Consider the following 10,392-nt stretch of genomic DNA (forward strand, 5'->3'; position numbering starts at 1 on the left):
AGCAATGCGCAATAAGCAAGTTGAAAATGATGAATTGTGAATGAAAAATTGAATGAAAGCTATTGGCTAACAGCCAAAAGCTAAAAGCAAACATTATGAAAGGAATTATTTTAGCCGGAGGATCCGGGACCAGACTTCATCCACTAACCTACTCAGTCAGTAAACAGATACTGCCGGTTTACGACAAGCCCATGATATATTACCCCTTGTCAGTTCTAATGTTGGCAGGGATCCGTGAAATTCTAATTATTTCCACACCGAGAGACCTTCCGCTCTTTAAAGAACTATTGGGAGATGGCAAGTCGCTGGGTTGTGATTTTACATATGCTGTACAGGAGCGGCCGGAAGGACTGGCCCAGGCATTTATTATAGGTGAGGAGTTTATCGGCAAAGATTCTGTAGCGTTGATCCTTGGAGATAATATCTTCTATGCGTCAGGTCTTTCCAAGAAGCTCCAGTCCTGTGTAGATCCTAATGGCGGGATCGTTTTCGCCTATCGGGTACAGGACCCGGAGCGCTATGGTGTAGTGGAGTTTGACCAATATGGTAAAGCCATTTCCATTGAAGAGAAGCCACAAAGTCCTAAATCAAATTACGCGGTACCCGGACTGTACTTTTATGATAATAAAGTGGTAGAAATTGCGAAATCCATTAAACCCAGCGCACGGGGAGAGTTGGAGATCACAGAAGTTAATAATCAGTACCTGAAAGCAGGAAAATTGTCGGTTGAGAAGCTGGATCGGGGTACCGCCTGGCTGGATACAGGTACTTTCAAGTCACTCATTCAGGCGGGTGAGTTTGTCCATGCCATAGAAGAGCGTCAGGGTTTAAAAATAAGCTGTATCGAAGAGATCGCTTACCGGATGGGTTTTATCGATGAAAATCAGCTATTGGAGTTAGCAGAACCATTGATGAAAAGTGGTTATGGTGCTTACCTAAAACAGGTCTTGAAATGGAAGTAATAGACACGCCTCTTAAGGATTGCTATATCATTAAGTCGAAGGTTTATGGTGATGATCGGGGCTTTTTCCTGGAATCATTCAATAAGAAGAAATTTGCTGAGACGGGTTTAGATTTTGACGTAAAGCAGATCAATTTTGCCAAGTCAGGTAAAAATGTACTTCGGGGACTACATTACCAAAGGCAGCCTCATGCGCAGTCTAAACTGGTGGGGGTCATATCCGGGGGTGTGATTGATATTGCTGTAGACCTGAGAAAAAGCTCCCCAACTTTTGGAAAGTATTTCAAGTTGGAAATTACCTCTCAGGACACCCTGCTTTTAATACCTAAAGGGTTTGCTCACGGCTACTATACATTGGAAGATGATACGGTTTTTTACTATGCGGTAGATAATTTCTATGCACCCCAATCCGAAGGAGGTGTTATTTATAACGATCCTGAACTGAAAATTGACTGGGGAGTGGTAGGTTTGCCTATAATTTCCGAGAAGGATAAACAGCAACCTTCACTGGCTAACGCAGAACTATTTGACTAATGGCAAAAAAGAAAGTACTCATAACCGGAGGCGCCGGTTTCCTGGGATCTCACCTGTGTGATCGATTTATCAAAGAAGGCTATCATGTGGTGGCCATGGACAACCTTTTGACTGGCGATATACGGAATATAGAACACCTGATGGGGAATCAGGATTTTGAATTTCATCATCATGATGTATCCAAGTTTGTCCATGTTCCGGGAGATCTGGAATACATTCTCCATTTTGCATCCCCTGCCAGCCCCATCGATTATCTGAAAATGCCTATTCAGACGATGAAGGTAGGCTCACTGGGGACGCTCAATTGCCTGGGCCTGGCAAAGGATAAAGGGGCCAGAATGCTTATTGCTTCTACTTCCGAGGTTTATGGAGATCCGTTGGTACACCCGCAAAAGGAAGATTACTGGGGCAATGTAAATCCCGTAGGTCCGCGGGGCGTGTATGATGAGGCAAAGCGCTTTCAGGAGGCCTTGACCATGGCCTATCATACCTATCACGGGTTGGAGACACGGATCGTCAGGATATTCAATACGTTTGGTCCACGCATGCGGCTGGACGATGGTCGCGTTTTACCAGCTTTTATTTCGCAGGCGTTGAGGGGCGAAGACCTCACAGCATTTGGTGATGGATCACAAACCCGGTCTTTTACCTATGTGGATGATCTGGTAGAAGGGATTTACCGATTGTTAATGAGCGATTACTCAGGCCCGGTTAACATCGGAAACCCGGAAGAGATCACCATCAATGAATTTGGGGAGGAGATCATTCGTCTGACCGGCAGTAATTCAAAGATCAAGTACCTGGACCTTCCCAGAGATGACCCCAAACAGCGGAAGCCGGATATTTCACTGGCGAGAGAAGTGCTGGGTTGGGAACCAAAGTTTACCAGGGCTGAAGGCCTGAAGCCGACTTTGGATTATTTTAAGGAGAAAGTGCTTGGATAAGCGCTTGAATTTTGATATTTCAAGATTTTCAGGCGCTAAAATTTTTGTTCACCCAAAAAATGTCTTTTCGACGAAGGAGAAATCTTTCTCGAATTCACAAATATTTCAAACTTGGTTAAACTAATTTCAAATAAAAGAAAGATACCTCCATTTCATTACGGTATGACATTTTTTGGATGTTAAAAATTGCATTATAAATTTTAGTTTCGGGATGACTTTTATTCCCTGTTATGAACTACAAAATAGCAATCATCGGTTTAGGTTACGTAGGTCTGCCCTTAGCGGTGGAGGCTGGCAAAAAATATCCGACTATTGGTTTTGATATAAATCCTAGCCGGATTGCTGACCTTGAAAGGGGAATTGATAAAACCCTCGAAGTAAATAAGGAAGAGCTGCTCGAGGCAAAAAACCTGAAATTTTCGAGTCATCCTGAGAGTCTTGAGGAGAGTAACTTTTACATAGTTACCGTACCTACGCCTGTAGACAACCACAAGAAACCCGACCTGATCCCTTTAAAGAAAGCTTCCGAAACCCTTGCGCCTTATTTAAAAAACGGAGATATCGTGGTTTATGAATCTACGGTGTATCCCGGCTGTACAGAAGAAGTTTGTGTACCCATACTCGAAGCGGGAAGTGGTTTAAGATTCAATAAAGACTTTTATTGCGGCTATTCCCCGGAGCGCATCAATCCGGGCGATAAAGTCCACCGGCTAACCTCCATACTGAAGGTGACAAGTGGGAGCACACCTGAGACTGCCAACCGGGTAGATCAGTTTTACAGGTCAATTATTCCTGCAGGCACTCACAAAACATCCTCCATCAAGGTGGCAGAAGCGGCAAAAGTGATCGAAAATGCCCAGCGGGATATTAACATTGCTTTTGTCAATGAGCTTTCTCTGATCTTTGAGCGGATTGGGGTAGATACCAAAGAAGTGCTGGAGGCTGCCGGGACCAAGTGGAACTTTCTGAAATTTTCTCCAGGGCTTGTAGGCGGGCATTGTATAGGGGTAGATCCCTTTTACCTGACTTACAAAGCAGAGGAGCTGGGGTATCATTCCCAGGTGATCCTTTCCGGCAGAAAGATCAATGACAACATGGGACCCTATGTGGCACAGCGAACGATAAAGTTGCTGTCTCAAAGGAAGGAATTAAATAAGAACACCAGGGTTCTGATATTGGGGATCACGTTTAAAGAAAATTGTCCCGATATTCGAAATTCCCGCGTGATTGATATTTACCGCGAGCTACAGGATTACGGTATTAGCACAGACGTTTACGATCCGCATGCTGACCTGGAAGAAGTGAAGAAGGAATATGGAATTCAAATGTTGAATGCTATGGATGGCTTGGGTAATTATCAGGCAGTTATTTTAGCTGTGGCTCACGAAGAATTCAAAGAGATGTCCTGGGAGCAAATCCGAAAGAATGTTTCAATAATCTTTGATGTGAAAGGCATTTTACCTGTTAAATTTGTAGATTCGCGCCTTTAAAGCATAGAATATTTCAATTATTCGGCTTTTTTCGGAAATGGAGGACTTCATCAGAAGAGTTGGATGAAAAATTGAACTGTACTATCTAAGAAACGGAGATTACGCAAAAACTTTTCTGTTTGTGTTTTTGTAAAACTTTAAACATTAAGCATTCCGGCAATTGGACGCAAAAGAAAATATAATCCCCCATGACCATGCCATCAAGCTAAAGGATCGCATAGAGAAAAATGGGTATGCTCCTAAGTTGATCTGGTTTACTGGGCTTTCCGGGTCTGGTAAATCTACTTTGGCCGGAGCATTCGAAACGTATTTGTTTCAAAATGATTTTCAGACTTATATCCTGGATGGCGATAATGTGCGCTCGGGCCTGAACAAAGACCTGGATTTTTCTGATGAAAGTCGTAAAGAAAACATCCGCAGGATTGCCGAAGTATCCGGACTTTTCGTGGATGCTGGCATTGTGGTTTTGACCGCCTTTATATCGCCTTTTAAAGAAGATCGTCAGCAAGCCAAAGAGCTGGTAGGCGCTGAGCACTTTGTGGAAGTTTTTGTGGATACTCCTTTGGAGATCTGCGAACAACGGGACGTCAAGGGGCTTTATGCAAAGGCCAGAGCCGGCAAGATCCCTAATTTTACCGGGATAGATTCACCTTTTGAACAACCGGAAAATCCCGATGTTCATATTAAGACAGCAAATAAGACCGTAGAAGAGTCGTTAAAGGAATTAATCGATCAAATCGTACCAAAATTAAAATAGCAAATGAAGAGCTATAATTTAACACACCTCAAAGAGCTGGAGGCAGAGTCGATATACGTGTTGCGCGAGGTATTCGCTCAGTTTCAAAATCCTGCAATACTTTTTTCAGGTGGGAAGGATTCAATAGTGGTAACCCACCTGGCCAGGAAAGCATTCTATCCGGCAAAGATCCCATTCCCATTGGTTCACATAGATACCGGGCACAATTTCCCTGAAACCATGGAGTTTCGTGACAGCCTGGTGAAGAAACTGGGAGCTAAGCTGGTGGTAGGATCGGTGCAGAAATCGATCGATGATGGAAGAGCCGCTGAAGAAAAAGGCAAGAACGCAACCAGGAATGCCATCCAAACAGTGACACTTTTAGATACGGTGGAAGAAAATCAATTCGATGCTTGTATCGGAGGCGCACGGAGAGATGAGGAAAAAGCTCGCGCCAAGGAGCGTTTCTTTTCCCATAGGGATGAGTTTGGACAGTGGGATCCTAAAAACCAGCGTCCCGAGTTATGGAATATTTTCAATGGAAAACAGAATCACGGCGAGCATTTCAGGGTATTTCCGCTGAGCAACTGGACGGAGATGGATGTCTGGCAATATATCCTTGCGGAGAATATTGACATTCCTTCATTATACTTTGCGCATACCAGGAAGGTGATCAGAAGGAACGGCACGTGGCTTCCTGTATCGGATTTTATCCAAATGGACCCGAAAGAAGAGATCGTTGAAAAGAAGATCAGATTCAGGACCCTCGGAGACATCACCATTACGGGTGGTGTGGAATCAGATGCCGATGATCTGGCAAAGATCGTAGAAGAGGTAGCAGCAGCCCGCCAGACCGAGCGTGGTAATAGAGAGGATGATAAAAGGTCTGAGACGGCCATGGAGGATAGAAAACGCGAGGGATATTTTTAGTAGTGACCATTGACTTTTAACCATTGACTATTGAAAATTTTCACAGGTTATGAGAGATTTTACCAAATACGATATTTGGCACGATGGAATTGACTTTGCTAGAAATATTTATAGTCAAACACAATCCTTTCCTAATGAAGAAAAGTTCGGACTTACTTCACAGCTAAGAAGGGCGGCTATCTCAATTCCTTCAAATTTTGCTGAAGGATGTAGCAGATCTTCAGAAAAGGAATACTTGAGGTTTATTGAAATGTCTTTGGGATCAGCCTTTGAGGTCAAAACCCAACTTATTATTGCAAATAGATTAGGGTTTTTAAATGAAAGTGGTTTTAAAGAAGCTTTAGCTGTGATTGAAAGCTTAGCAAAGAGATTAAATGGATTAAGGAAAAAAATTAAAGTAAATGATGAAGGACTCTAGTCAAAAGTCAGCAGTTAAAAGTCAACAGTCAAATAGCTATCTCGATATGGAACTCCTGCGTTTCACAACGGCAGGTAGTGTAGATGATGGAAAGAGTACATTGATAGGTCGACTTCTTTTTGATTCCAAATCTATTTTTGAGGATCAGATGGAGCAGGTAAAGCAGTCCAGTGAACGTAAAGGGCTTGAAGCTACGGATCTGGCCCTTCTGACTGACGGGCTGAAAGATGAGCGGGAGCAGGGCATCACCATCGATGTGGCGTACCGGTATTTTGCTACACCGAAGCGGAAATTCATTATCGCTGACACACCAGGCCATATTCAGTATACCCGAAATATGGTGACCGGAGCGTCTACGGCCAATGCAGCGCTGATCCTGATAGATGCGCGGAATGGCGTAGTGGATCAAACTTGTCGCCACTCCATCATTGCATCTTTGCTGCAGATCCCACACATCATTGTTTGTATCAACAAGATGGACCTGGTGGATTACAGCCAGGAGGTATATGATCAGATCGTAGAGGACTTTGAAGATTTTGCGGCAAAGCTGGATGTAAAGGATGTTCGGTTCATCCCGATCAGTGCGCTGAAAGGCGATAATGTGGTGAATCGAAGTGAAAACATGAAGTGGTATGAAGGATCAACACTCCTCTATACGTTGGAACATCTTCATATCGGTAGCGACCACAATCACATCGATTGCCGCTTTCCGGTTCAGACGGTCATCCGACCAAAATCAGACAAATACCACGATTATCGTGGCTATGCAGGCCGGATTGCGGGTGGCATATTCAAGCCGGGAGATGAAGTGACGGTGCTTCCGTCAGGATTTAGCTCTAAGATCAAATCCATTGATACGTTTGACGGACCGGTGGACGAGGCTTTTGCACCTATGTCAGTGACGATCACCCTGGAAGACGATATCGACATCAGTCGGGGAGATATGCTTGTCAGAAGCAATAATCAGCCGGAACCTAAGCAGGATCTGGAAGTAATGCTTTGCTGGCTGAACCAGAAGGGACCCATGCCAAGAGCTAAGTATACCTTGAGACATACCTCGGCAGAGATGAAGGCCATGATCAAAGAAGTTCGCTATAAGCTTGATATCAACTCACTCCACAGGAATGAGGAAGATAGAAATATTTCAATGAATGATATCTGCAGGGTACAGCTGAGAACGACCAAGCCGGTGTTAGCTGATTCATACCGTAAAAACAGGCAGACGGGAAGCATTATCCTGGTGGATGATGCTACAAATGAAACGGTCGCTGCAGGGATGATTATTTGATAATTGACTATTGACTTTTAACTATTGACCTTTGGCTTAAATGGGACAGTGCGCTGACATCCCCTTTAGGGGATTGAGGGGTAGTGTGGCAAATGCCATATAGCTTCGTAATACTACAATATAGCTTGTTTAATAAGGACTTTGGGCCCCTTTACTTTACAAATCACCCCAACAGGAAAGCCTGTAATTCAGACTAGGAAAGACCCAAAAAGGGTTCTAGTTAAATTTGTTGTGAATTGAGATAAATATGGATTTTCAAAACTTACTCGAAACAGCAAAAACAGCCGCCAGAAAAGCCTCAGCGGAGATCTTAAAGATCTACAGCTCCGGGGACTTTTCCATCGAGGCTAAAGCGGATGATTCTCCTTTGACCCTGGCAGATAAGGCATCACACCAGGCCATCGTAGCAGAGCTGGAAGGAACCGGAATTCCGATTCTGAGCGAAGAAGGCAAAGCGATTCCTTTTGATGAACGCAAAAACTGGGAATACTTCTGGATGATCGATCCTTTGGATGGCACCAAAGAGTTCATCAAAAAGAATGGCGAGTTCACTGTTAATATTGCATTGATCCATAAAGACCATCCTGTAATGGGTGTTGTTTTTACCCCTGTGCTGGATGACCTTTTCTGGGCAGTGAAGGGTAAAGGAGCCTTTAAGAATGGAGAAAAAATTCAGGTCAATGCTTTCAGCCGGGAGGATGAAGGGCTTAAGGTCGTAGCATCTCGCTCGCATCTAAATGATGAGACAAAGGCGTTTGTGGAAGGGCTGAAAAACCCTGAAATAGTCTCAAAAGGCAGCTCACTGAAGCTGCTGATGGTGGCTGAAGGGGACGCAGACCTTTATCCCCGGTACGCACCAACCATGGAGTGGGACACAGCTGCTGCACAAATAGTGGTAGAAGAAGCAGGCGGAACTGTGACCATAAAAGACACATCGGACCCGGTCGCTTACAACAAAGAGAACCTGCTGAACCCTTATTTTTTAGTGAGTGGGAAGGACCTCATCCCCGGCCCTTGACTAGTGTCGTGTCAACGCTTGATTAACGGTGAGGGTTTACAAAAAACACAACTATTCCTCCATTGAGGGAGGTGTAGGAGGGTGTTTTAATAAAAAATAGTTTTTTGTAAACCCGTCAATGTAGATGTGACGTTGCACTAGCCGTCCGCCTCCGCAGGGAGAAGGAAGCCTCTGATTTTAAATTCTTTCCTATCCTTATGAAGGGTGTTTTGGTGAATTGGAATTTTACCACCCCCAGCCCCTAAGCCGGGCGCCCCTCCTAAAACAGGAGGGGAGTGGTTAGCGTTATGATTGGTAGTTACCTCTATCTGATTTCAAGTGACTATAATTTTAAACGTGCATGCTGCTCCCCTGGCAAGGGGAGCTGTCCGCAGGACTGAGGGGTCACAAGAGGCGACCTACGGTCTGGCCCATAGTCCCCCTATGAGTGACCATCCCAATCAGTGATGTTATGGCCAGACCTCATCCCCGGCCCTTGACTAGCCGTCCGCGACTAGCCGTCCGCCTCCGCAGGAGAAGGGAGCCTCTGATTTTTAAATTCTTTCCTATCCTTATGAAGAGTGTTTTGGTGAATTGGAATTTTACCACCCCCAGCCCCTAAGCCGGGCGCCCCTCCTAAAACAGGAGGGGAGTTGGTTAGCGTTATGATTGGTAGTTACCTCTATCTGATTTCAAGTGACTATAATTTTAAACGTGCATGCTGCTCCCCTGGCAAGGGGAGCTGTCCGCAGGACTGAGGGGTCACAAGAGGCGACCTACGGTCTGGCCCATAGTCCCCCTATGAGTGACCATCCCAATCAGTGATGTTATGGCCAGACCTCAACCCCGGCCCTTGACTAGCCGTCCGCGACTAGCCGTCTGCCTCCGCAGGGAGAAGGAAGCTTCTGATTATCAGTTCTTTTCTGTCATTATGAGAATTCCGGAGGTGAATTGGGAATTTTACCACCCCCAGCCCCTAAGCCGGGCGCCCCTCCTAAAACAAGAGGGGAGTTGGTTAGCGTTATGATTGGTAGTTACCTCTATCTGATTTCAAGTGACTATAATTTTAAACATGAATGGCTCCCCCTTACCAAAGGGGGATGGGGGGTTGTTGACAATTTATCTCCCTATGAGTGCAGACGATGCAAAACAGTGATGCCATGGCTAAGTGGGGTTTTACCCCTAAAACAGGAGGGGAGTCGGTTAGCGTTATGATTGGTAGTTCACTGTCAAATTTTTAGATGATCTAAAATTTTTGCAGTGCTCCCTGGCAAGGGGAGCTGTCCGTACACCTTCGCTAACGCGTGCCACGAAGCTCCGGCGAAGACGTAAGTTACGCTTCTCTGGCGCTACAGTGCATACAAAGGACTGAGGGGTATTAAGGGATTCAACCTCCTGTCATGCCCGAAGGGCATCTATGTGATTGTTCCAGCCTTCCCGGATTTACCTTGCTAATTTATAACCTTTAGACCATTGGGAAGAGCAGTAATGATCCGGGCTTTAGGTATATTCTTTAGAATAGAGTCCCAGGAAGATGAAAAGTAAGTGTGGAGTTCTGATAAGGTCAGGTTTCCTAGTTTAAAGTAAACTACTACAGGCCCTGCCTCATCTAACATGGATCTGTGATAAAAATCAGCATCCTTTGTAAGGATGACTAAATTATTCGATTTAGCATATTCCCATATAGTAATATCCTTCATCTTTGGATCAATATCCGAGACATGGATAAACTCTTTACTGTTGAAAAAAGAGAACCGCTTCGGAAGGTTTACGTCGACTAAAAATTTCAAAGGACTTCTCAGACAGTCTGCGCAGTTATTTCATGATCTGAGAGTTTGGCAGCATATTGGATAGCTGCATAAATATCCTCTCTTTCCAGAATTGGGTAGGCATCAAGAATATTCTCAATGGTATCACCGGCAGCAAGATACTCTAATACAGTCTTTACCGTAATCCGCATCCCTCGAATGGTGGGTTTCCCATTACATATATCAGGATCAAGTGTTATTCTGTCCAATAAATTCTTTTCCATACTTTAAAAGTAACAAAAACAAGTCATTTAAAATTCTATAATTTTTATGTTAGCAATAGCAA

11 protein-coding genes are annotated in these 10,392 nt (G+C 44.4%); 9 read left to right on the forward strand and 2 right to left on the reverse strand.

Annotated elements, in window-relative coordinates; all coding sequences use genetic code 11:
* Nucleotides 1-95 precede the first annotated feature (95 nt).
* From rfbA to cysQ, 9 genes are all read left to right on the forward strand, one after another.
* On the forward strand, nt 96-962 hold the full coding sequence (gene rfbA / locus AC3E9V_RS02205; RefSeq protein ID WP_488751551.1) for a glucose-1-phosphate thymidylyltransferase RfbA: 867 nt from the start codon (nt 96-98) through the stop codon (nt 960-962).
* Entirely contained in the window at nt 953-1,495 is a 543-nt protein-coding gene (rfbC, locus tag AC3E9V_RS02210; protein ID WP_488751552.1) for a dTDP-4-dehydrorhamnose 3,5-epimerase, read from the forward strand. Before rfbA ends, rfbC begins: the two co-directional genes overlap by 10 nt.
* Complete coding sequence (locus AC3E9V_RS02215) at nt 1,495-2,439, forward strand: UDP-glucuronic acid decarboxylase family protein (RefSeq protein ID WP_488751553.1); 945 nt, start codon at nt 1,495-1,497, stop codon at nt 2,437-2,439. Before rfbC ends, AC3E9V_RS02215 begins: the two co-directional genes overlap by 1 nt.
* Before the next feature lie 230 nt (nt 2,440-2,669).
* Nucleotides 2,670-3,929: a nucleotide sugar dehydrogenase gene (locus AC3E9V_RS02220; protein WP_488751554.1), complete on the forward strand. Its 1,260-nt coding sequence runs from the start codon at nt 2,670-2,672 to the stop codon at nt 3,927-3,929.
* A 160-nt stretch (nt 3,930-4,089) separates the two neighbouring features.
* Nucleotides 4,090-4,686, forward strand: a complete 597-nt coding sequence (cysC, locus tag AC3E9V_RS02225) for an adenylyl-sulfate kinase (RefSeq protein ID WP_488751555.1) — start codon at nt 4,090-4,092, stop codon at nt 4,684-4,686.
* 3 nt (nt 4,687-4,689) lie between these two features.
* Nucleotides 4,690-5,595 (forward strand): sulfate adenylyltransferase subunit CysD, encoded by a 906-nt coding sequence (cysD, locus tag AC3E9V_RS02230; RefSeq protein ID WP_488751556.1) that lies wholly within the window; start codon nt 4,690-4,692, stop codon nt 5,593-5,595.
* Between the two features lie 49 nt (nt 5,596-5,644).
* Nucleotides 5,645-6,013 carry a four helix bundle protein gene (locus tag AC3E9V_RS02235; protein WP_488751557.1) on the forward strand — a complete coding sequence of 123 codons (369 nt, stop codon included), beginning with the start codon at nt 5,645-5,647 and terminating at the stop codon, nt 6,011-6,013.
* Entirely contained in the window at nt 6,000-7,301 is a 1,302-nt protein-coding gene (cysN, locus tag AC3E9V_RS02240; protein WP_488753690.1) for a sulfate adenylyltransferase subunit CysN, read from the forward strand. The genes AC3E9V_RS02235 and cysN overlap by 14 nt, the downstream gene beginning before the upstream one ends.
* Nucleotides 7,302-7,548: 247 nt before the next feature.
* The gene (gene cysQ, locus AC3E9V_RS02245) at nt 7,549-8,319 is read left to right on the forward strand and encodes a 3'(2'),5'-bisphosphate nucleotidase CysQ (protein WP_488751558.1); all 771 of its coding nucleotides are present in this window, start codon (nt 7,549-7,551) and stop codon (nt 8,317-8,319) included.
* Between the two features lie 1,430 nt (nt 8,320-9,749).
* Here the strand turns inward: cysQ and AC3E9V_RS02250 are convergent.
* On the reverse strand, nt 9,750-10,088 hold the full coding sequence (locus AC3E9V_RS02250) for a DUF5615 family PIN-like protein (protein WP_488751559.1): 339 nt from the start codon (nt 10,086-10,088) through the stop codon (nt 9,750-9,752).
* Nucleotides 10,089-10,096: 8 nt separating this feature from the next.
* Entirely contained in the window at nt 10,097-10,330 is a 234-nt protein-coding gene (locus AC3E9V_RS02255) for a DUF433 domain-containing protein (RefSeq protein WP_488751560.1), read from the reverse strand.
* Between the last annotated feature and the right edge of the window lie 62 nt (nt 10,331-10,392).

It is taken from the genome of Marinoscillum sp. HNIBRBA16962, assembly GCF_057801515.1.

Coding starts and splice junctions, on each gene's coding strand:
- rfbA (WP_488751551.1), top strand. CDS start 96: ATGAAAGGAATTATTTTAGCCGGAGGATCCGGGACCAGACTTCATCCA.
- rfbC (WP_488751552.1), top strand. CDS start 953: ATGGAAGTAATAGACACGCCTCTTAAGGATTGCTATATCATTAAGTCG.
- AC3E9V_RS02215 (WP_488751553.1), top strand. CDS start 1,495: ATGGCAAAAAAGAAAGTACTCATAACCGGAGGCGCCGGTTTCCTGGGA.
- AC3E9V_RS02220 (WP_488751554.1), top strand. CDS start 2,670: ATGAACTACAAAATAGCAATCATCGGTTTAGGTTACGTAGGTCTGCCC.
- cysD (WP_488751556.1), top strand. CDS start 4,690: ATGAAGAGCTATAATTTAACACACCTCAAAGAGCTGGAGGCAGAGTCG.
- AC3E9V_RS02235 (WP_488751557.1), top strand. CDS start 5,645: ATGAGAGATTTTACCAAATACGATATTTGGCACGATGGAATTGACTTT.
- cysN (WP_488753690.1), top strand. CDS start 6,000: ATGAAGGACTCTAGTCAAAAGTCAGCAGTTAAAAGTCAACAGTCAAAT.
- cysQ (WP_488751558.1), top strand. CDS start 7,549: ATGGATTTTCAAAACTTACTCGAAACAGCAAAAACAGCCGCCAGAAAA.
- AC3E9V_RS02255 (WP_488751560.1), bottom strand. CDS start 10,330: ATGGAAAAGAATTTATTGGACAGAATAACACTTGATCCTGATATATGT.